The sequence below is a fragment of the Mesorhizobium sp. 113-3-3 genome (assembly GCF_016756495.1).
Classification (GTDB): domain Bacteria; phylum Pseudomonadota; class Alphaproteobacteria; order Rhizobiales; family Rhizobiaceae; genus Mesorhizobium.
Genome location: NZ_AP023243.1, coordinates 1,501,880 through 1,522,925, shown reverse-complemented (window position 1 = coordinate 1,522,925; position 21,046 = coordinate 1,501,880). Strand labels below are relative to the sequence as shown.

The following is a 21,046-nucleotide window of genomic DNA, read 5'->3' as shown; positions in this document are numbered from 1 at the left end:
AATTTTAACGAATCGTTGACCGCGCTGTCCTATTTTGGAACAGCGCGGTCAAACCCCAACCGGACTGCGCTGGCGGCTCCGGCAATCCAGCCCCCGCCGCACTGTCGGAGCCGCTACCACACTCATCTAAAATACCAGCAATGGTTGAATCAACAGTTACCACACGTACTTTCCAGTGCACTGTCCCAATCGTTAAACTTTGATGGAAAAAGGGTGGGCATGCGCTGGCTGGTTAGCCAGCCTCTATCAAGTACATCAAGAGGCCCACAATGGCGGCTACCGATAAGCAACGGCAAGCGGCGGCGCTTGCCTCGTTTGACTGGCCTTCGGTCTGCGGCGGCATAAGAACTGTAAATGCGCCGGCCGTCCTCTCCGAACCGATCGCTATTCGGGTAAGCCTTTTTTGGCTTGGATCTCGGTCGAATTATTCGCATGGCCTGGCCCGGATCACGATCCTTGCCGACAGTTTAGGGCTGTCTTCTTAGCCACAGCCATTTTCCGCATCCTGTCTCAATAGATCTGCACACCAAGCCGCTCGTTTTTTCTCCACCGCACGACGGCACGATATCTGGCGTCATCCGCGGGGATGTGAAGAACGAATCGCTCGGGAATAACCACCCCCGGATCCACTCGCAGCTCAGCACCGTGAGCGTGCTGATTTCTGATGGAGCACCGGATGGCCGCATCTTCAGTGATGATGGTCCCGTCTTTTAGGACAGCACTCCGAAGATGCGAGCGTCGCTCAATTGGCGGATCGTCGGGGCCGCTGCTCATGGTCTCATTCCTCGAAACATCGCGATTCATTTAGCTTGCGCTAAAATGGTTCCCAAAACGAAAAAGCCCGGCAGCCGGAGCCAGCGGGCGGATGGGGCGTCTGCGGTTTCAATGGGAAGCGAAAACGACCTCCACGGAAAGGCATGCTTGATGAACATTTGACGGTTTTTGCAGGTGCAACGCTAAGCGCTTGAAATCCTGGTACGCCCAAGGGGAATCGAACCCCTGTTCCCGCCGTGAGAGGGCGGTGTCCTGACCGCTAGACGATGGGCGCGTTCAAGAACCGGCGATATAGGCTGACGGCTGGGAAAAAGCAACTGGGGTTCGGCGGCTTTACTGCAGCTAGCGAAAAGCAGCCCGCAGGTTACCGCTTGGGCTCGATCAGATCCCAGAGATTGCCGTGCAGATCGGCAAAAACCGCGACCGTGCCGTAGGGCTCGAAGCGCGGCGCCTCGCGGAATTCGACGCCCTTTTCCAGCATCGCCGCATGGTCACGGGCAAAGTCGTCGGTTTCGAGGAACAGGAAGACCCGGCCGCCTGTCTGGTTGCCGATGCTTTGCCTTTGCACCTCGTCGGACGCCTCGGCTAGCAGCAGCCTGGCACCCTGCCCGTTGGGCGGCGCGACGGTGACCCAGCGCTTGCCGCCGCCGAGATCGACATCCTCGACGAGCAGGAAACCCAGCCGCCCGACATACCAGGCGATCGCCTCGTCATAGTTGGCGACAACCAGCGCAACGGTCGCGATACGACGATGTCCGGCGAAGCCTTTCATGCCTGAGCCCTGTTCATGTCTGCGACAAACTTTGTTTGTTGCATGGTTGCGGCCAACCTATTTGTTGCGAACTGCGAACTGGCCGACCAGGCGGCGCTCAGCAATATCGTACACGAAGATCGCGCGGCCGCCGTCGGCAAGCTCGGCGTCGATCGAGATGCGGTTGCCGGACAGCGACTGGCTGACCACCTTGGCGCCGACCGGCAGCACGATGTCGCCGCTCAACGGCTCGCCGGCGGGCACCTGGATATCGCCAGCCAGCGGCGGAGACACCGAGGGCGCCTTGCGGGCTTTGTAGACAATTGCCGCGATCACCACCATAAGAGCCAGCAACAGCAGGCCGAGATTGATGGCCATGAAGCGGACGAGCTTGCCACGCATCTTTTCGACCTCGGGGTCGAGCGGCTTTTCCTGATCTTCGTCGGCATCGGGCCGGGCCATGGCAAACATTCCGGAACGGTTTTCGATGAGCGCTCATAACGAAGAGGCCCCCGAATTGATAGAGGACCGATTCATGGCGGCCGGGCCGACAGTGCTGGTGGTGGGCGCGGATGCGGTCGGCCAGCGCCTCGACCAATGGCTGGCGGCCAGCCTCGGCCCTGATATGTCGCGCAGCCGCGTGCAGATGCTGATCAGGCAAGGCGCCGTGAGCATCAATGGCAAGCCGGTCGACGAAACCAAGCGCAAGATGACCGCGGGCGAAAGCGTGTCGGTCGCCATGCCGGAACCCGAGCCGGCCGCGCCGCGGGGCGAGGCCATCGCGCTCGATGTGCTCTATGAGGACGACGCGCTGATCGTTATCAACAAGCCGGCGGGGCTTGTCGTGCATCCCGGCGCCGGCAACTGGACCGGCACGCTGGTCAACGCGTTGATCCACCACTGCGGCGACAGCCTGTCGGGCATTGGCGGGGTGCGCCGGCCGGGCATTGTCCACCGCCTCGACAAGGAAACCAGCGGCGTCATGGTGGTGGCCAAGACCGACCGCGCCCACAAGGCGCTGTCGGAGGCCTTCGCCGACCATGGCCGGACCGGCGATCTCGAACGCGCCTATCTGGCGTTGGTCTGGGGCATACCGCAGAGGCCGACAGGAACGGTCGATGCACCGCTTGGCCGCGCCGCCGACCGGGTGCGCCGCGCCGTGGTGCCGGAAGGCCGCGACGATGCCCGCCACGCCGTCACCCACTTTGCCGTCCAGGAGCATTTTGGCGAAAGACAGCAGGAATTCGCCACGGCGAGCCTCGTCGAATGCCGGCTGGAAACCGGCCGTACCCATCAGATCCGTGTCCATATGGCCCATATCGGCCACCCGGTCATCGGCGACCCCGACTACGGCCAGGCGTTCCGCACCAAGGCCAACCGGCTGCCGGAGCCCCTGAAAAGTCAGGTCAAGGCATTTTCCCGGCAAGCTTTGCACGCCTGGCTCCTTGCATTTCGCCATCCCGATACCCATCTGACGATGAAGTTCGAGGCGCCGATACCGAGGGACATGGAGGAACTCGTCGGCGGTTTTCGCAATCTCTGAACCTGCCATCAACAAGCTCGAAACCGACCATCAAAAAACCTGACTGGCGTTGTTCACTTCAGCGTGACACACTGTTTCGTGTTGAACAAATGCCTGTCTTTTCTGGTTTTGTTCCTGTATAAGACCTTATGTCGCGAGCGAGCCTTTTGGTGTTCGCGTCACGTGCCCGCCGCGTTTCGGGGGCATCACTCCAATAGAGAGGGGGCGCTATCATGGCCCAGTCACTACCCAGTATTGTTTCCGGCGAAGGCGGCCTCAGCCGCTACCTGGAAGAAATCCGCCGCTTTCCGATGCTTCAGCCGCAGGAAGAGTACATGCTCGCCAAGCGTTATGCCGAGCATGAAGACACGTCCGCCGCGCACAAGCTCGTCACCAGCCATTTGCGGCTCGTCGCCAAGATCGCCATGGGCTATCGCGGCTACGGCCTGCCGATTGGCGAGGTGATCTCGGAAGGCAATGTCGGCCTGATGCAGGCCGTCAAGAAATTCGAACCCGAGCGCGGCTTCCGCCTCGCGACTTACGCCATGTGGTGGATCAAGGCCTCGATCCAGGAATACATCCTGCGCTCGTGGAGCCTGGTCAAGATGGGCACGACCGCTAACCAGAAGCGTCTGTTCTTCAATCTGCGCAAGGTGAAGGGCAAGATCCAGGCGCTGGACGATGGCGATCTCAAGCCCGACCAGATCGCCGAGATCGCCACGCGGCTGAACGTTTCCGAGGCCGAGGTGGTGTCGATGAACCGCCGCCTGTCCGGCGACGCTTCGCTCAACGCGCCGATCCGGGCGACGGAAGGTGAGTCCGGCGAATGGCAGGACTGGCTGGTCGACGACCACGAAAGCCAGGAAGAGATGCTGATCGAGCAGGACGAGCTGGAAAACCGGCGCGGCATGCTGTCGGGCGCTCTTGCCGTGCTCAATGAGCGCGAGCGGCGCATCTTCGAGGCCCGTCGCCTCGCCGAGGAGCCGCTGACTCTGGAAGAGCTTTCGGCCGAGTTCGACATCAGCCGCGAGCGCGTGCGCCAGATCGAGGTGCGCGCCTTCGAGAAGGTGCAGGATGCGGTCAAGGCCGCCGCCAAGCGCCAGACCCAGGCGCTGCGCACCATCGAGGCTCAGCCGGCGGCTTAAGCCAGCTTCGGCGACAAAACATCAAGGCGGCGTCAGGAAACTGGCGCCGCCTTTTTCGTGCGCACGGCCGGGCGTCGCGATCGCCTCAAAGCCCATCCAGCGGAAATTTCAGATATCGCCTTCCATTGGCTTCCGGTTCCGGCAGCCGGCCACCATTCATATTGACCTGCAGCGCGTGCAGGATCAGCCGCGGCATCGGCAATGTCTTGTCGCGCGCCTCGCGCAGCGCCACGAATTCGGCTTCGCTGTGCGCGGCAACAAGATGGATGTTGCTGGCCTTCTGCGCCGCCACCGTGCTTTCCCACAAGGGCTCGCGGCCGCCGGCTTGATAGTCGTGGCCGACGAAGATTCGCGTCTCATCGGGCAGCGCCAATATGTCCTGGATCGAGCGCCACAGCCGCGCGGCACTGCCGCCGGGAAAATCCGCCCGCGCCGTGCCGCTGTCGGGCATGAAAAGCGTGTCATGCACGAAGGCGGCGTCGCCGACCACATAGGTGATAGAGGCCAGCGTATGCCCGGGTGAGAACAGCACCTTGACCGGGAGGCTGCCGATCGCAAACGTCTCGCCTTCCCCGAACAGCCTGTCCCATTGCGAGCCGTCGGCGGGAAAATCCGGCCAGTTGTAGATCGCCTTCCACAGCTTCTGGACGTCCACGACCCTGGCGCCGATCGCCGTCGGCGCCCCGGTCTTCTGTTTCAAATAGTGCGCGGCCGAGAAATGGTCGGCATGCGGGTGGGTGTCGAGGATCCACTCGAGCTCCAGCCCTTTTTCTCCGACGAAATCGAGCAGAACATCCGCGCTTTTCGTTCCCGTTGCGCCGGATTTCTCATCGAAGTCGAGGATTGGATCGATGATGGCGCAGCGCTTTGTCGCCGGATCGGTGACGACATACTGAATGGCTCCGGTCGGCTTGTCGTAAAAGCCCTTGACCTCCGGTCTTGCCAAAGCCAATTCCAAACCGAACTCCCCACCCCAGCCGACAGGAACGATTTTCTCCGCCAGGCTCCAACGGGAGTATGCTTGTCCACCCCGGCGGGCCAGTCAAGCATGACTTGGCCCGCGAGGCCGCAAAAGGCAAAAACCGTTCCGCCGCCTGTTTCAGGCGGACGGCTGCTTGGTCTTCCTGAGATAAGGCAGGATGGTCTCAAAGGCGCCGAAGCGCTTGATCGCATCTTCGTTGGAAACGGCCGCGGTGATGATGACGTCCTCGCCCTGCTTCCAGTTCGCCGGCGTCGCCACCTGATGCTTGGCGGTGAGCTGCATGGAATCGACCGCGCGCAGGATCTCGTCGAAGTTGCGGCCGGTGGTCATCGGATAGGTCAGCACCAGCTTGATCTTCTTGTCCGGCCCGATGACATAGACCGAGCGCACGGTGGCATTGTCGGCGGGCGTGCGGCCTTCCGAAGTCTCGCCGGCGCCGGCGGGCAGCATGTCGTAGAGCTTGGCGACCTTGAGATCCTTGTCGCCGATCAGCGGATAGTGCACCGTCTGGCCGGTCGCCGTCTTGATGTCGGCCTGCCATTTGTCGTGGCTCGCGACCGGATCGACGGAGATGCCGATGATCTTGACGTTGCGCTTCTTGAACTCGCTCTCCAGCCCGGCCATCGTCCCAAGCTCGGTCGTGCAGACCGGTGTGAAATTCTTCGGGTGGCTGAACAGGATCGCCCAGCCGTCACCGATCCAGTCGTGAAAGCTGATCGTCCCTTGCGTGGTCTCGGCCGTGAAATCCGGCGCGATGTCGTTGATACGAAGGCTCATGGTTCCTACCCCTGTGAATGCCGCCCGTTGGCGGTCTGCCACCCTTTTACCACTCCATCGGCGACGTTCAAAACGGTGAGGTCACGGCGGTGATGCCGGCCGCGAAAAAATTTCGCCTTTTCCGGGCGAATGTAGAAATTTCGCTGTCGGCGTGGGGAAAGTCTAGGATTTCACGGCCAGCGACGTCGCGAGATCTTCCATGCGTTGCGCCAGCGCGCCAAGCGCGTTGGTCAGCACGCTGTCGCTCTTGTCGGCCTTGGTCAGCGCCTCGTCGCGCGTCTTGCGCAAGGTCAGCACTTCGCTTTCCATGCCCTTGACGCGCTTCTGCAGTTCCGAAAGTTCGTCCATCACCATGATGCCGGCCATGACGGTCAGCCGCTGGTCGCCGATCTCGCCGAAGGAATCTTTCAGATGCGAGACATAACGGTCGAAGCGTTCGGCGAGGTCGATCAGATGCTCTTCCTGGCCTTCGTCGCAGGCCATCCGATACTGTTTGCCGTCGATTGAAACCGTGACCTGTGCCATGGGCCAGCTCCTATCTGTCCAACACGGCGCGAATGGTTTCCATGGCGGTCACCAGCCGTCGCGATACTTCCTTGTTGGCGTCCTCCAGCCGTTCGGCGCGCGCTTCGGAATTGTCGAGTTCCTGCGCCAGCCGCGAGCGGTCGGCATTCATCCGCTGCACCTCGGCTTCGGCTTCCGAGTAATCGCGTTCATGCTCCAGCTTGGCCGCGACGGCGTTTTCCAGCCCCTCGATGGCCTTGCCCAGCCTGGCGATGACTTCCTTGAGCGTGGTTTCCCCGGTCATGGCCTTCGTCCTGTGCCCTGCCCATCACCGAATCGTTCGCGTTCAGAACGCGTTATCCGTGAAACATTAGGCACCGGGTGAAGGCGACGTCAACAAAGCTCTCGCGACTGTCCCCTGCTAACGCTAATGTAGGGGCGCCGCCGCCATCACAAGACCGGCAAATCTGCGCCCGATTTGTTGACTAAAAGCCCGCGCCTGCTATGTGTCGCGCACCTTTTCAAGGGCGCTCCCGAGCCCCCAAACCCCCACCTTTGGAGGAACCATGACGTCGCGTGAACAACATGACCGGATGGCCAATGCGATCCGCTTTCTCTCCATGGATGCCGTCGAGAAGGCCAATTCCGGCCACCCCGGCCTGCCCATGGGCTGCGCCGACATCGCCACGGTGCTGTTCACCCGCTTCCTGAAATACGATCCCAAGGCCCCGCACTGGCCCGATCGCGACCGCTTCATCCTGTCGGCGGGCCATGGCTCGATGCTGCTTTATTCGCTGCTGCATCTGACCGGCTACGAGGACATGACCCTCGACCAGATCAAGCACTTCCGCCAGTTGGGCTCGAAGACGGCAGGCCATCCCGAATACGGCCACGCCACCGGCATCGAGACGACGACCGGCCCGCTCGGCCAGGGCCTCGCCAATTCGGTCGGCTTCGCGCTGGGAGAGCGCATCATGAACGCCGCTTTCGGCAACGACCTCGTCAGCCACTATACCTACGTGCTGGCCGGCGACGGCTGCCTGATGGAAGGCGTTTCCCAGGAAGCCATCGCGCTGGCCGGGCACCTCAAGCTCAACAAGCTGATCGTCTTCTGGGACAACAACAACATCTCGATCGACGGCCCGGTTTCGCTCGCCGACAACACCGACCAGGTGGCCCGCTTCCAGGCCTCCGGCTGGAACGCCAGCCATATTGACGGCACAGATCCCGAAGCAATCGCCTACGCCATCGAGGCAGCCCGCCATTCCGACAAGCCGACGATGATCGCCTGCAAGACGACCATCGGCTTCGGCGCGCCGACCAAGGCCGGCACCAACAAGGCACACGGTTCGCCGCTCGGCGCCGAGGAAATCGCCGGTGCGCGCAAGTTCTTCAACTGGGAGTCGCCGCCCTTCGAAATCCCGGCCGACATCCTCGACGCCTGGCGCACCGCCGGCAAGGCCGGCGCCAAGCCGCGCGCCGACTGGGAAGCCCGCCTCGCCAAGGCCGAGCCGAAGCTTAAGGCCGAGTTCGAGCGCCGCCTCGCCGGCAAGCTGCCGTCCAATTTCGACGCCGTCATCGCCGACTACAAGAAGAAGCTCTCGGCCGACAAGCCAAAGGTCGCGACCCGCAAATCTTCGGAAATGGCGCTGGAAGTCATCAACGGCGCCGTGCCGGAAACCATCGGCGGCTCCGCCGATCTCACTGGCTCCAACAACACCAAGACCAGCCAGACCAAGAACATCACGCCCGACGATTACGGCCAGCGCTATGTCCACTACGGCATCCGCGAGCACGGCATGGCGGCGGCCATCAACGGCCTGACGCTGCATGGCGGCCTCATCGCCTATGGCGGCACCTTCATGTGCTTCTCCGACTATGCCCGCCCGTCGATGCGGCTTGCCTCGCTGATGGGCATCCGTTCGATCTTCGTCATGACCCATGATTCCATCGGCCTGGGTGAAGACGGCCCGACCCACCAGCCGGTCGAGCATCTGGCGGCCCTGCGCGCCATCCCGAACCACAATGTCTTCCGTCCGGCCGACGCGGTGGAAACCGCCGAATGCTGGCAGATCGCGCTCGAAACCGAGAAGACCCCGTCGACCCTGGCGCTGACCCGCCAGAACCTGCCGACGGTGCGCACCGAGCACTCGGCCAACAACCTGAGCAGCCTGGGCGCCTACGAGTTGGCCGCGGCCAGCGGCGAGGCGGCGGTGACGATCTTCGCCACCGGCTCCGAGGTCGAGATCGCGCTCGGCGCCCGTGACCTCTTGGAAAAGCACGGTCATCCGACCCGCGTCGTGTCGGTGCCTTGCTTCGAACTGTTCGACAAGCAGAGCGACGGCTATCGCAAGAAGACGATCGGCAACGCGCCGATCAAGATGGCGATCGAGGCCGGCATCCGCCAGGGCTGGGATCATCTCATCGGCTCGGACGGCATCTTCATCGGCATGACCGGCTTCGGCGCCTCGGGCACGATCGAGCAGCTCTACCCGCATTTCGGCATCACCGCCGAAGCCGCGGCCAAGGCGGCGGAAGCCCGCCTGCACGGCAAGTAAGGTTGTGCATGCCGCCCAAAACCGTGTGACGGTTTTGGGATGACGGCAGGCACAGAACAAAAGTGCTCCGGCGAAACCGCGCAAAGCGATTTCGCCGGACTGGCCCAACCTAATCGATTTAGATCTGTGTCGCTTTGGCTGGATTCTTTGGCCGTCCGCCGCTATGAAGCTGCGGACCCATCGTCAGCCTTCCAGCTCCCAGGGAGAGAAAAATGACCGTCAGAGTTGCCATCAACGGATTCGGCCGCATCGGCCGCAACATCCTGCGCGCCATCCATGAATCCGGCCGCAAGGACATCGACGTCGTCGCCGTCAACGATCTCGGCCCGGTCGAGACCAATGCGCACCTGCTGCGCTACGACAGCGTGCATGGCCGCTTCCCGCATGAGGTGAGTGTCGATGGCGACCAGATCACCGTCGGCAAGGAAAAGTTCAAGGTCACCGCCATCAAGGACCCGACGCAGCTGCCGTGGAAGGAGCTCGGCGTCGACATCGCGCTCGAATGCACCGGCATCTTCACCGCCCGCGACAAGGCCGCCGCGCACCTGACCGCTGGCGCCAAGCGCGTGCTGGTCTCGGCACCCGCCGACGGCGCCGACCTGACCGTCGTCTACGGCATCAACCACGACAAACTGACCAAGGACCACATCGTCATCTCGAACGCGTCCTGCACCACCAACTGCCTGGCGCCGCTGGCCGCCGTGCTGCACGAGACGGTCGGCATCGAAAAGGGCATGATGACGACGATCCACTCCTACACCGGCGACCAGCCGACGCTGGACACCATGCACAAGGATCTTTACCGCGCCCGTGCCGCCGCACTGTCGCAGATCCCGACCTCGACCGGTGCAGCCAAGGCCATCGGCCTCGTGCTTCCCGACCTCAAGGGCAAGCTCGACGGCATCTCGATCCGCGTGCCGACCCCGAACGTCTCGGTCGTCGACTTCAAGTTCATCGCCAAGCGCGCCACCACGGTGCAGGAAATCAACGAAGCGGTCATCGCCGCTTCCAACGGCCAGCTGAAGGGCATTCTCGGCGTCACCCATCACCCGAACGTCTCGATCGACTTCAACCATGATCCGCGCTCCTCGATCATGGCGCTCGACCAGACCAAGGTGATGGACGGCAACTTCGTTTCGGTGCTGTCCTGGTACGACAACGAGTGGGGTTTCTCCAACCGCATGGGCGACACCGCGGTCGCCTTCGGCAAGACCATCGCCTGATCGCGGACCGTCTTCTCGACACCTGAAACGCCCGGCTTCGTCCGGGCGTTTTTCATTTGCCGGAGCAGCAACGCCGAACCGCCGGAAAATCAATGGCCCGCGCCAAAAAACCACCCTGCCGCCTTGCACTGGCCATGCCTTCGCCCCACTCTCCCGTAAAGCGAGAAGACATTACAGCGCCGCGCGTCCTCGGACGCGCAAAGGACGCTGTAACACTTTTGATTTGGCGCATGATCCTTTCCGAAATCGATCTCGATTTCGGGGTCATGCGGCAGGAATTCGAGGGGCAAATCACGGATGGAGCATGCGATCTATCTCGTCACGCTGGTCGGCACGGCGCTGGTTGTCGCCGCCGCGTTTTCGAGCCTGATCGCCTTCCGCTTCGGCGCCCCCCTCCTGCTGCTCTTTCTCTGCATCGGCCTTGCCACCGGAACCGACGGCCTCGGCATCGAATTCGACAATGCCCGCATCGCCTATTTTGCCGGCTCACTGGCTCTCGCCGTCATCCTGTTCGATTCCGGCTTCGGCACGCCGCTCAACGCCTTGCGGCAGGCAGCGGGCCCGGCGCTGTCGCTGGCGACCTTCGGCGTGCTTCTCACCACCGGCCTGTTCGGTGCCGCCGCCTATTATCTGCTTGACCTGAGCTGGCTGGAATCCTTCCTGCTCGGCGCCGCCGTCGCGTCGACCGACGCCGCGGCGGTGTTCTTCCTGCTGCGCGCCGGCGAGATCAATCTGCGCGAACGCGTGCGCTCCACGCTCGAAGTGGAATCCGGCACCAACGACCCGATCGCCATCTTCCTGACCATCACACTGGTCGAGGTCATCGCCGCCCACGCCAACCCCGAAACCAACGTCCTGGTCACCAGCCTGATCCTCGGCTTCCTCGTCAATATGGGCCTCGGCGCCATTGTCGGCGTGCTGGGAGGCCTCGCCATCGTGCGCCTCGTCGACCGGCTCAATCTCGACCACGGCCTGCTGCCGATCTTCGTGCTGACCTTGTCGCTGATGGTCTTCGCCGCCGCCGGCGCCATTGGCGGCTCGGGCTTCCTGGCGGTCTATATCGCCGGCCTGATCGCCGGCAATTCCGACATCCGCGCCGTCACCATCCTCAAGCGCTTCCAGGACGGCATGTCGTGGCTGGCGCAGATCATCATGTTCCTGATCCTCGGTCTGTTCGCCACCCCCTCGCAATTTCCCGCGATCATGGTGCCGGCGATCGCGCTTGGCCTGTTCCTGATGTTCGTCGCGCGGCCCATCGCGGTCTGGCTCTGCCTGATCCCGTTCCGCCTGCCGCGCCCCGAGGTCGCCTTCGTCTCCTGGGTCGGCCTGCGCGGCGCCGTCTCGATCCTGCTCGCCATCACCCCGCTGCTCGGCGGGCTGGAAAACGGCCGCACCATCTTCAACGCCGCCTTCATCATCGTGCTGGTGTCGCTGGTCATCCAGGGCTGGACGGTCGGGCCGCTGGCGCGTCGCCTCGGCCTCATCGTACCGGCGCGCCTCGGACCGCTGGACAAGGTCGAGCTTGAACTCCCCGGCTCCGCCCATCACGAGCTTCTCGCCTATCGCGTGGCGCATGGCAGCCCGGTGGCGCGCGGCGAGCGCATTCCGCGCTGGGCACGGCCCTCGCTGGTGCTGCGTGACGGGCGCTCGATGCGCTTCCAGGACATGGGGCGGCTCGCCGCCGGCGACCAGGTCTATATCTTCGTGCCGGACCGCTATCCGCGCCTGCTCGACAAGCTGTTCGCCAGTCGCGCGGTGGTCGACCCGGAAGACGCCGATTTCTTCGGCGCCTTCGCCGTCGACCCGGCGCGCTCCGCCGCCGAGCTGGAAGCCGCCTATACGCCGGGCCTGACAGAGGCGGAGCAGAAGCTCACCGTCGGCGCGCTGGTCACGGCGCGGCTTGGCGGCCATGCCGAATATGCCGACCGTGTGCTGATCGGCTCGATCGAACTGATCGTCAGGGATGTCGACGACAAGGGCAGGATCACGGGTCTCGGCCTTTCCTTCGAGCCGACCGCGCCGGTTGCGCGGGTGCCAGTCTTCCTCAGCGCCGGCGAGATGGGCGACCGTCTCAGCGCCTTCATCCGCAACTGGCGCAAACCGACCGAGACGCAGGAAGCGGCAGCACAGGCCGAAGACACCCCCGAGCCGCCGGTTGAGAAGGCAACGACCGGAAGCTGACAAGGGCGATCGTTGCCCCTGCCCACCGGCGTGGGGCGATCTTCACGGACTATGTTCCCGCCCGCCTCAAATTTTCACTCCCACCCCGGCTCAAGCCTTGCATCGTCATTGATGCGAGGTATGGTCCCGGCGATTTCTCAAGGGAAAGGAACCCGCATGGCCGCCTTCAAGACACTAGACGATATCGGCAACATCAGCGGCAAGCGCGTGCTGGTGCGGGTCGACCTCAACGTTCCCGTCGCCGACGGCAAGGTCACCGACGCCACCCGCATCGAGCGCATCGCGCCGACCATCGCCGAATTGTCCGGCAAGGGCGCCAAGGTCATCCTGCTCGCCCATTTCGGCCGGCCCAAGGATGGCCCCTCGCCGGAATTCTCGCTGGAGCCGATCGCCAGGGCGACGGCGCAGGTGCTCGGCCGTCCCGTCGGCTTTGCCTCGGATTGCGTCGGCGACACGGCGGGAAGTGCCGTCGCGGCCATGAACAAGGGCGACGTGCTGCTCTTGGAAAACACCCGTTTCTACAAGGCCGAGGAGAAGAACGATCCGGCCTTCACCGAAAGGCTCGCCGCCAATGGCGATATCTTTGTCAACGACGCTTTTTCCGCGGCGCATCGCGCCCATTCTTCGACCGAAGGGCTGGCGCATCTGTTGCCTTCCTTTGCCGGCCGCACCATGCAGGCCGAGCTCGAGGCGCTGGAGAAGGGCCTCGGCAATCCGGTCCGCCCGGTCGTCGCCATTGTCGGCGGCGCCAAGGTCTCGACCAAGATCGACCTGTTGATGAACCTGGTGAAGAAGGTCGACGCGCTGGTCATCGGCGGCGGAATGGCCAACACCTTCCTTGCCGCGCGCGGCACCAATGTCGGCAAGTCGCTGTGCGAGCATGACCTTGCCGCCACCGCCAAGCAGATCATTATCGAGGCGGCCGAGGCCGGCTGCGCCATCATCCTGCCGGTCGACGGCGTCGTCGCCAGGGAATTCAAGGCGGGCGCCGCCTGCGAGACCGTCGCCATCTCCGACGTGCCGGCCGACGGCATGATCCTGGATGTCGGCGAAAAGACCGTGAAGACGATTGGCGAATGGATCGACCGTGCCGCGACGCTGGTGTGGAACGGCCCGCTCGGCGCTTTCGAGATCGAGCCGTTCGATCACGCCACGGTGGCGGCGGCAAAACATGCGGCCGCGCGCACCAAGGCCGGCAAGCTGGTCTCCGTCGCCGGTGGCGGCGATACGGTGGCGGCACTCAACCATGCCGGCGTCGCCGACGACTTCACCTATGTCTCGACCGCCGGCGGCGCCTTCCTGGAATGGATGGAAGGCAAGCCGCTGCCCGGCGTCGACGTGCTGAAGAAGTAAGGCCCCACGGGATCGACGACGCGGCGGACGGCGCCCGAGACTTTCAATCGATTCGAGCTTTCCGATGCCATTCCTTTGGCGGTAGACTTCCGTTAAGCGCGGAACGAACCCCTTTCAGGAGAAGCATGATGAGCGAACGTCTCGAAGACATTGCCGCCGCGATCGTGGCCAACGGCAAGGGCCTGCTGGCCGCCGATGAAAGCTCCGGCACCATCAAGAAGCGCTTCGACGTGATCGGCGTCGAATCGACGGCCGACAGCCGTCGCGACTATCGCGAGATGATGTTCCGCGCCAAGGACGCGATGACCAAGTATATTTCCGGCGTCATCCTCTATGACGAGACCATCCGCCAGAAGGCCGCCGACGGCACGCCGCTGGTCGACATCATCAAGGCATCGGGCGCCATCCCTGGCATCAAGGTCGATGCCGGCGCCAAGCCGCTGGCCGGCTTTCCAGGCGACACCATCACCGAGGGGCTCGACGGCCTGCGCGAGCGCCTCGCCGACTACTACAAGCTCGGCGCCCGCTTCGCCAAATGGCGCGCCGTGATCGACATCGATAAATCCAAGGGCGTGCCCTCGGTCAATTCGATCAGCGCGAACACCCATGCGCTCGCCCGCTATGCCGCCCTTTGCCAGGAGGCAGGCATCGTGCCGATCGTCGAGCCGGAAGTGCTGATGGACGGCGCCCACGACATCGACACCTGCTACGACGTCTCGAAAGCGACGCTGATCAAGCTTTATGATGAACTTCATGCGGCGGGCGTCGTGCTCGAAGGCACGATCCTGAAGCCCAACATGGTGCTGTCGGGCAAGAAGTCGGGCACGCTGGACACCCCCGAAAAGGTCGCCGAGATGACCATAAAACTGTTCCGCGAGACGGTGCCGGCGGCGGTGCCGGGGATCGCCTTCCTCTCCGGCGGCCAGGAGGACGAGGAAGCGACCGCCAACCTCAACGCCATCAACGCCATCGGCCCGCACCCGTGGAAGCTGACCTTCTCCTATGGCCGCGCGCTGCAGGCCGCCCCGCAAAAGGCATGGAGCGGCAAGGCGTCGAATGTCGCCGCCGGCCAGGCCGCCTTCACCCATCGCGCCCACATGAATTACCTGGCCGCGCTCGGAGAATGGAAGGCGAGCCTCGAACAGGCCGCCTGATCCCAGTTCGTCTCCCTTCAAACCCGGGCCAATGCGCCCGGGTTTTTGTTACCTGTGATTTGGGGAAGACCTTCCTCATTCCTATTTTCCTCTGGGTGTTGCCGGCAGCGATGTCGGTTTGCGCTCATCCCGAACGTCCTTGGGGGTGAGAGACACGGAGAGGTTCATGCATCGCAACAAGGTCGTTTCACGCGAAGACTGGTTCCAGGCGCACAAGGCGCATCTGATCCGCGAGAAGGAACTGACGCGGCTTCGTGAGCGCGTTGCGGCTGAGCGGCGTGAGCTTCCATGGCTGAAGATCAGGAAGGATTATGTCTTCGAGACCGAACAAGGGCCGCAGCGGCTGGCCGACCTGTTTGGCGTCAACAGCCAGTTGATCGTCTATCACTTCGTCTTCGCGCCAGGTTCCAATCATCACTGCGAAAGCTGTGCCTTCGTCGCCGACCACATGGACGGCGCCAACCAGCATCTGAGGCATCATGATGTGTCGCTTGTCTCTGTATCGCGGGCACCGCTCGCCGAGCTGCTACCCTACAAGCAGCGCATGGGCTGGAAGTTCGACTGGGTCTCTTCCTATGCCTCGGACTTCAACTTCGACATGCAGGTCTCATTCACCGACAGGCAGATCGCATCCGGCGAAGCCGTCTACAATTTCGAAACGCCTGTGCTGACGTCGAAAGACCTGCCGGGCACCACCGTCTTCCACAAGAACGAGACCGGCGACATCTTCCTGACCTTCATGTCACGCGCCCGCGGCAGCGAGCAGTTCATCGGCGCCTATCAATATCTCGACATTGCCCCGAAAGGCCGAGACGAAACCGGCCCTTACAGGACCTCCATGGACTGGGTGCGACTACACGATGAATATGGAAACAGGTCGCGGCAGGAAGACGTATACCCTTAGGGCACTGGCCTGCAATCCAGGGATCCGTTCACGGCGGCCGAAACTTGCGCTAAGCCTGCCACCGATCGTCAAACGGTGTCGCCATGCGTTTTCCCACCCCTCTCACCTGGCTCGCCTTCCCCGTCTATGTCTGGCAGGGGCTCGGCGTGCGCCGCCGCACCACGCGCATGCTGCCGGCGCAGGGGCCGGTCATGCACGAAATATCGGGCAAGGCGCCTGACATCTCACTTCTGGTGCTGGGCGATTCCTCGGCTGCCTCGGTCGGCATCGGCAATTCCGAGGACGGGCTTGCCGCGCAACTCGCCATGCTGATTGCGCGGCGTACCGGCCGTGCCGTGCGCTGGCGCGCCGCCGGCTTCAATTCGGCGACATCGGGCCAGATCCGCGATCATGTCCTGCCCAACCTCTCCGCCGATCCGTGGACGCATATCGTGCTTGCCATCGGCACCAACGACACCAAGAATTTTCATTCCGTGCCACGCTTCAAGAAGGAGTTCGGCGGCCTGCTCTATGGCCTGCGCGCCAAATGGCCGGAGGCCCGCGTGGTGTGGTCGCCGGTGCTGGAGTTCACGCGGGCGCCGGCCATGCCGCCACTGCTCGGCAAGATCCTCGAGATCCGCGCCACCGCAATGAACCGGATGGGCGAACGGCTCTGCCTGGAGCGCGGCGCCGTGCCGGCGCCACGCCTGCCGATCACCAATCCCGAACAGGGTTTCGCCTCGGACGGTTTCCACGCCTCGGAGGCGGGCTACCGCGCCTGGGCGGAACATCTCGTCGGCATGGTTCTGGCCAGCTGAGAACCGACGGCCGGTGCGGCCTGCTGGCTATGTCAAATGCCCGAGCACGGCGGCCAGCGAGATTGCCGCCATGGCCAGCAGCGCCAGCTTCCAGAAGTCGCCGCGGCGCTTGAGCCCCGGCCAGCCGATCGGTTTGATCAGCTGGATGACCATGAACCCGATGATGACAAGGGCGAGGAGTTTCGTCATGCCGCCTTTGATCAGCAACGTCGCCGGCTGTCAAAATGAGTTTGAGGCCCTACGACCCGTTTGCGAGGACGCAGGATCTTGCATTGCGCAGATCATAGATCCTCACCGTTGGGGCGACATAGCCATAGTCGCCGTAAGGCTTTGAAAATTGCGCCGCGACATGGCTGTCGAGGCAACGAAACATGCCGGCAAGCTCGTATACTCTCGGGTCTTGCGCGCTCAGCCCTCCGCCGCGCAGATATCGCTGAAATTTCGACGATACGAGGAAATCGGCTGACGACAGATCGCGGTAGTCCCTGGTTTCCGGTGCCGGCTCTCCCATTGGAAAGTCCACCCGGAAATGCGTGACGCCTTGCGTCTCGAGGAAGCGCATCGCCGCAAAGCGTGTATCCGTTTGCCGGTCCAGATTAGCGACATAGGCCATGCCGGCATGCGCGCTCGCGACCATGGCGACAAGCCCAACTCCGATCGTCAGCGACCTGGTCCGCGGCCCGATCGACCTGGAACAGGCGATGCCCGCGGCCAGCAGCAGATAGACAACGACCGGCAGGACGTAACGCATGAAGCCGACGAGTTTCAGCGGCGAGAGTTCGAGCAGGAAAAGCCAGATGAAGGCCACGCCCGCATAGGCGGCGACATATCTGTCGCGGTCGGCGACGACGGCCACAGCGATCGCCCCAAGGGCGATCGCCACGGTCGGGCCGGTGAGGCTGGGGATCAGATGGTAGCGGAAATGCGTAAGCCCATAGCCTTCCCAGAACCATTCCTTGAGGTCGTGGCCCGTTTTCGCGTGCATCAGTTCCGAGCCAAGGCCCTGGATCACCGTCGAGAGCCCGCTTGCGGTCTCGGTCAGCAGCGATACGCCGAATATGGCGACCACCGTGAGCAGGCTCGTGGCGGCAATGACGATGCCTTGTCTGAGGCTGAGCCTGCAGTGGACAATCGCCACGATGAAAAGAACGAGGCTGTTGCCGACGCCCACATATTTCGCCGTTGCGGCGAGGCCGAGCGCAAATCCGAAATAGACCAGATTGGCTGTGCTGACCTGCTCCTTCAGCCGCACCAGCGCATGCAGCCCGGCACACAGGGCGAAGACCAGGACGGCATCTTCCTTGAAGTAATGCGCGTGAACCGCGATGGCTGGCGAGACCGCAAAAATGCAGGCCCACAGGAAGGCATTGATGCCGTCCGCGTATCGCCGCAAGACGATGTAGAAGAGGATGCTTGCCGCGACGCAGGCCACGGCGCTGACACTGCGGCCGGCCAGCAAATAGTCATGTTCGTTCGACGCGCCGGAAAGCCATCCCGCGAAGCGGGCCAATACGATCAACAAGGGAGGGTGTGCGTAATTGTGCTGCTGACCTGCGGCAAACGCCACCTTGATCGGCTCGTCCGGCTGTATCCCGTATGGGAAGTCGATGTTGTGGAAAGCGAGCGAAGCCGAGATCGCCGCCAGCGCCAGAATGGCCAACGCCTGGGAATCGCCCCGCTGCGCCAAACCGACCCAACCGATCTGCTTGATCGACGGGCTGAGGATCATGGCCTGGCAACGGGCGCGCGGAGTTTCGACATGCCGCCCTTTTTGACCAGCATCAGGGTCGGCTGTCAAAGTTCATGCGAACCGCCACGATGCCAGGCCGTGGCGGCTCGCCCTTGCGCAGGGATCTACCTCAGCGGCTTGAGGCCGGCTTCGATCGAGGCACGCTTCGGCTCGAGGAACGGCGGCAGGGCCAGGCTTTCGCCCAGTGTCTCCAGCGGCTCGTCGGCGGTGAAGCCCGGACCGTCGGTGGCGATCTCGAACAGGATGCCGTTCGGCTCACGGAAATAGAGCGAGCGGAAATAATAGCGCTCGACCTCGCCGCTCGACGGCAGGCGGAATTCGGCCAGACGGGCGGTCCATTGATGAAGCGTCTCCTGGTCCGGCGCCCTGAAGGCGACGTGGTGAACCGCACCGGCGCCCTGCCTTGCGGGAGCGAGCCTCGGCTGCACGGCGACATGAAGCTCCGCTGCCGGTCCACCGGCGCCCATTTCGAAGACATGGACCTGGCCCTCGCCATCCGGCGAAGCATAGTCGCGACCCTTGCGCATGTTCATCACCCTGGTCAGCACCGCCTCGGTGTTGGTGATGTCCGGAACGCTAATGACGATCGGCCCGAGCCCGCGGATCTGATGCTCGGCCGGCACCGGGCTTTGCGCCCAGGGATGGCTGCCGCCCTTGCCGCCATCGCTGACGAGCCGCAGACGCTGGCCTTCAGGATCCTCGAAATCCAGCGACGGATAGCCGCCGATGTCCGCGATGTCTCCTGTCGGGATATTTTCGCCGGCCAGGTGCGGCTTCCACCAGGCAAGGCTCTCTGGACTGCCGACCCTGAGGCTGGTCCGCGCGATGCTATGGGTGCCGCGCCGCTCGGGGCCAACAGGCCAGTCGAAGAAGGTCAGGTCGGTGCCTGGCGTCGCCTCGCCGTCGGCATAGAAAAGATGATAGGCCGACGTGTCGTCCTGGTTCACCGTCTTCTTGACCAGTCGCAAGCCTAGCACCTTCGTGTAGAAATGAAGATTGCCCGGCGCATTGGCCGTGATGGCGGTCAGATGGTGGATTCCTGTCAGTTGCAGGCTCATGGTCGTCTCCCTGGTTTTGGGGAAGAATTTTCTCCTTCCATATCAGAACTGCGGTCGCTTCGCTGAAGGCCGGCTATCCGGACAGTCCGTCGCCGTGGATTGAACAATTCCGTCTCCGACGACATACAGAAAGTGAACAATCCGCCGCTCCCGAATTGGTCGGAGGTCACGGTCCGAGGACAATTTCCGCCGGCCGGAACGATCGTCACGCGCCCTGCCATCCTCCTGACAGACTGCTGTCAGGAGGGGTGTGCGATACTGCCTCCAGTTAGAGAGAGGAGAATAGCCATGAACGGTTTCACCATCCTGCGCGGCATGCAGCATTATGTCGGCAAGGTTCGCACCATGCGCAACGAAATTCGCACGCAGCGTTTCATGAACGCGCTGCCCGCCGACATCCGCAAGGACATCGGCTGGCCCGATATGTACGCGGAACGTCGCTCCCGCGGCAATTGAGGCGAATTTTTCGACATTGATATTGGACATGGGCGCGCCAATGCCCAGATATAGTTGCGGCGCGCTGGGGGACGGAGCGAGCTTATGCCCGATCAGAAGACAATCGGCTTCCTTTTCATCGAGGGTTTTGCCGACTGGGAATATGGCTTGCTGGCCGCCTCGGCGGTTGAATGGTTCGGCGCCCGTGCCGTGTCATTGACGCCAGAAGGCAAGCCGGTGACCGGAATCAGCGGCTTTCGGCTGACGCCCGACCGTGCGGCCGGCGTCGACGAGAATGCCGATCTGGACGCAGTCGCCGTCATCGGTTCCGACCACTGGGCGGGCAAGGCGCCGCCGGATGTCGCCGAATTGCTCAATGCCGTCGCAACGCGCGGCGGTGTCGTCGGCGGCATCTGCGCCGGTACGCTGGCGCTGGCCCGGGCCGGCATATTCGAACAAGCCAAACATACCAGCAATGGCCGCGACTGGATCAACGGACACGAAGCCGGCTATGCGGGCGACGGCAACTATCAGGACGTGCCGCATGCGGTCGCCGACGGCAGGATCGTGTCCGCGCCGGGTTCGGCGCCAGGCACCTTTGCCCTTGCCTTTCTGAAGACGCTCTATCCCGAAAGAAGCGGCGATCTCGCGCAGATGCGGACGCTGTTTGCCAGGGAATATGCTGAAGCCTCCTGACAGTATGCTGTCAGGAGGGACGTGCGATGGTGAGATAGTGCGCATGGCCGGCCCGAGAGAACGACCGATGAAAAGTTGGAACGACAGGCTGAACACGCCCGGCATCAACGGCGTGAAACCAACGCCGCGCACGGTGGGTGACGTGGTCGAGGGCCAGCCTATGCTGGTGCCGACCGCCCGCCAGGTCGACGATTTCATCCGCTCGATTCCCAAAGGCGTCGAGATGGATATCCGCGCGCTGCGCACCGCTCTTGCCATCGAACACGGCGCCGAAGTGACATGTCCGGTGACCATCGGCTATCATCTGCGCACGGTTGCCGAAGCCGCCAGGGAAGACCTCGAGCGCGGCATGACGCTGAACGACGTCACGCCCTTCTGGCGCGTACTTGATGCGAAGACACCGACAACGAAGAAACTGTCCTTTGGCGCGGAATTTGTCGCCGCGCAGCGCAAGCGCGAAGGACTGAAACCGTAATTGCACG

General features: G+C 63.1%; 22 protein-coding genes and 1 tRNA gene. 12 read left to right on the top strand and 11 right to left on the bottom strand.

Annotated elements, in window-relative coordinates; genetic code table 11:
• Positions 1-510 precede the first annotated feature (510 nt).
• The 4 genes from JG746_RS07360 to JG746_RS07345 form a co-directional block, all read right to left on the bottom strand.
• The gene (locus JG746_RS07360; protein ID WP_202357549.1) at positions 511-774 is read right to left on the bottom strand and encodes a PilZ domain-containing protein; all 264 of its coding nucleotides are present in this window, start codon (positions 772-774) and stop codon (positions 511-513) included.
• Between the two features lie 199 nt (positions 775-973).
• A tRNA-Glu gene (locus tag JG746_RS07355) sits at positions 974-1,048 on the bottom strand.
• Positions 1,049-1,138: 90 nt separating this feature from the next.
• A complete protein-coding gene (locus JG746_RS07350; RefSeq protein ID WP_202357548.1) occupies positions 1,139-1,546 on the bottom strand; it encodes a VOC family protein in 408 nt (135 codons plus the stop codon).
• Positions 1,547-1,603: 57 nt separating this feature from the next.
• Entirely contained in the window at positions 1,604-1,987 is a 384-nt protein-coding gene (locus JG746_RS07345) for a fimbrial protein (protein ID WP_202357547.1), read from the bottom strand.
• A 25-nt stretch (positions 1,988-2,012) separates the two neighbouring features.
• Here JG746_RS07345 and JG746_RS07340 point away from each other — a divergent pair, with 25 nt between their 5' ends.
• Together JG746_RS07340 and rpoH are read left to right on the top strand one after the other, a co-directional pair.
• Entirely contained in the window at positions 2,013-3,068 is a 1,056-nt protein-coding gene (locus tag JG746_RS07340) for an RluA family pseudouridine synthase (protein ID WP_202357546.1), read from the top strand.
• A 212-nt stretch (positions 3,069-3,280) separates the two neighbouring features.
• Complete coding sequence (gene rpoH / locus JG746_RS07335; RefSeq protein ID WP_019861619.1) at positions 3,281-4,192, top strand: RNA polymerase sigma factor RpoH; 912 nt, start codon at positions 3,281-3,283, stop codon at positions 4,190-4,192.
• Between the two features lie 85 nt (positions 4,193-4,277).
• Here rpoH and JG746_RS07330 read toward each other — a convergent pair whose 3' ends face one another.
• The 4 genes from JG746_RS07330 to JG746_RS07315 all read right to left on the bottom strand — a co-directional run bounded on the left by JG746_RS07330 (position 4,278) and on the right by JG746_RS07315 (position 6,759).
• A complete protein-coding gene (locus JG746_RS07330) occupies positions 4,278-5,138 on the bottom strand; it encodes an MBL fold metallo-hydrolase (RefSeq protein WP_446721190.1) in 861 nt (286 codons plus the stop codon).
• Positions 5,139-5,291: 153 nt separating this feature from the next.
• The gene (locus JG746_RS07325; protein WP_202357544.1) at positions 5,292-5,951 is read right to left on the bottom strand and encodes a peroxiredoxin; all 660 of its coding nucleotides are present in this window, start codon (positions 5,949-5,951) and stop codon (positions 5,292-5,294) included.
• Positions 5,952-6,113: 162 nt separating this feature from the next.
• Positions 6,114-6,476, bottom strand: a complete 363-nt coding sequence (locus tag JG746_RS07320) for a cell division protein ZapA (protein ID WP_010911917.1) — start codon at positions 6,474-6,476, stop codon at positions 6,114-6,116.
• Positions 6,477-6,486: 10 nt separating this feature from the next.
• The gene (locus JG746_RS07315; protein WP_006200774.1) at positions 6,487-6,759 is read right to left on the bottom strand and encodes a DUF4164 domain-containing protein; all 273 of its coding nucleotides are present in this window, start codon (positions 6,757-6,759) and stop codon (positions 6,487-6,489) included.
• A 262-nt stretch (positions 6,760-7,021) separates the two neighbouring features.
• On the opposite strand from JG746_RS07315, the gene tkt reads away from it, so the two are divergent.
• The 7 genes from tkt to JG746_RS07280 all read left to right on the top strand — a co-directional run bounded on the left by tkt (position 7,022) and on the right by JG746_RS07280 (position 16,625).
• Positions 7,022-9,013 (top strand): transketolase, encoded by a 1,992-nt coding sequence (tkt, locus tag JG746_RS07310; RefSeq protein ID WP_202357543.1) that lies wholly within the window; start codon positions 7,022-7,024, stop codon positions 9,011-9,013.
• Between the two features lie 212 nt (positions 9,014-9,225).
• Positions 9,226-10,236 carry a type I glyceraldehyde-3-phosphate dehydrogenase gene (gene gap, locus JG746_RS07305; RefSeq protein ID WP_202357542.1) on the top strand — a complete coding sequence of 337 codons (1,011 nt, stop codon included), beginning with the start codon at positions 9,226-9,228 and terminating at the stop codon, positions 10,234-10,236.
• Positions 10,237-10,533: 297 nt separating this feature from the next.
• A complete protein-coding gene (locus tag JG746_RS07300) occupies positions 10,534-12,417 on the top strand; it encodes a potassium/proton antiporter (protein ID WP_202357541.1) in 1,884 nt (627 codons plus the stop codon).
• 156 nt (positions 12,418-12,573) lie between these two features.
• The gene (locus tag JG746_RS07295) at positions 12,574-13,770 is read left to right on the top strand and encodes a phosphoglycerate kinase (RefSeq protein WP_202357540.1); all 1,197 of its coding nucleotides are present in this window, start codon (positions 12,574-12,576) and stop codon (positions 13,768-13,770) included.
• A gap of 128 nt (positions 13,771-13,898) precedes the next feature.
• Positions 13,899-14,924: a class I fructose-bisphosphate aldolase gene (locus tag JG746_RS07290; RefSeq protein ID WP_202357539.1), complete on the top strand. Its 1,026-nt coding sequence runs from the start codon at positions 13,899-13,901 to the stop codon at positions 14,922-14,924.
• 166 nt (positions 14,925-15,090) lie between these two features.
• Positions 15,091-15,828: a DUF899 domain-containing protein gene (locus JG746_RS07285; RefSeq protein ID WP_202357538.1), complete on the top strand. Its 738-nt coding sequence runs from the start codon at positions 15,091-15,093 to the stop codon at positions 15,826-15,828.
• 83 nt (positions 15,829-15,911) lie between these two features.
• Positions 15,912-16,625, top strand: a complete 714-nt coding sequence (locus JG746_RS07280; RefSeq protein WP_202357537.1) for an SGNH/GDSL hydrolase family protein — start codon at positions 15,912-15,914, stop codon at positions 16,623-16,625.
• 27 nt (positions 16,626-16,652) lie between these two features.
• Here the strand turns inward: JG746_RS07280 and JG746_RS07275 are convergent, their stop codons facing one another.
• The 3 genes from JG746_RS07275 to JG746_RS07265 all read right to left on the bottom strand — a co-directional run bounded on the left by JG746_RS07275 (position 16,653) and on the right by JG746_RS07265 (position 19,433).
• Complete coding sequence (locus JG746_RS07275; protein WP_202359569.1) at positions 16,653-16,832, bottom strand: hypothetical protein; 180 nt, start codon at positions 16,830-16,832, stop codon at positions 16,653-16,655.
• Between the two features lie 31 nt (positions 16,833-16,863).
• Positions 16,864-18,354: an ArnT family glycosyltransferase gene (locus JG746_RS07270; RefSeq protein WP_202357536.1), complete on the bottom strand. Its 1,491-nt coding sequence runs from the start codon at positions 18,352-18,354 to the stop codon at positions 16,864-16,866.
• 125 nt (positions 18,355-18,479) lie between these two features.
• Positions 18,480-19,433: a ring-cleaving dioxygenase gene (locus tag JG746_RS07265; protein WP_202357535.1), complete on the bottom strand. Its 954-nt coding sequence runs from the start codon at positions 19,431-19,433 to the stop codon at positions 18,480-18,482.
• Positions 19,434-19,721: 288 nt separating this feature from the next.
• Between JG746_RS07265 and JG746_RS07260 the strand changes: the two genes are divergently transcribed.
• The 3 genes from JG746_RS07260 to JG746_RS07250 all read left to right on the top strand — a co-directional run bounded on the left by JG746_RS07260 (position 19,722) and on the right by JG746_RS07250 (position 21,039).
• Complete coding sequence (locus tag JG746_RS07260; protein ID WP_019861634.1) at positions 19,722-19,889, top strand: hypothetical protein; 168 nt, start codon at positions 19,722-19,724, stop codon at positions 19,887-19,889.
• Positions 19,890-19,973: 84 nt separating this feature from the next.
• The gene (locus tag JG746_RS07255) at positions 19,974-20,564 is read left to right on the top strand and encodes a DJ-1/PfpI family protein (RefSeq protein ID WP_202357534.1); all 591 of its coding nucleotides are present in this window, start codon (positions 19,974-19,976) and stop codon (positions 20,562-20,564) included.
• Positions 20,565-20,631: 67 nt separating this feature from the next.
• Entirely contained in the window at positions 20,632-21,039 is a 408-nt protein-coding gene (locus JG746_RS07250) for a hypothetical protein (RefSeq protein ID WP_202357533.1), read from the top strand.
• The last annotated feature ends 7 nt before the right edge of the window (positions 21,040-21,046 follow it).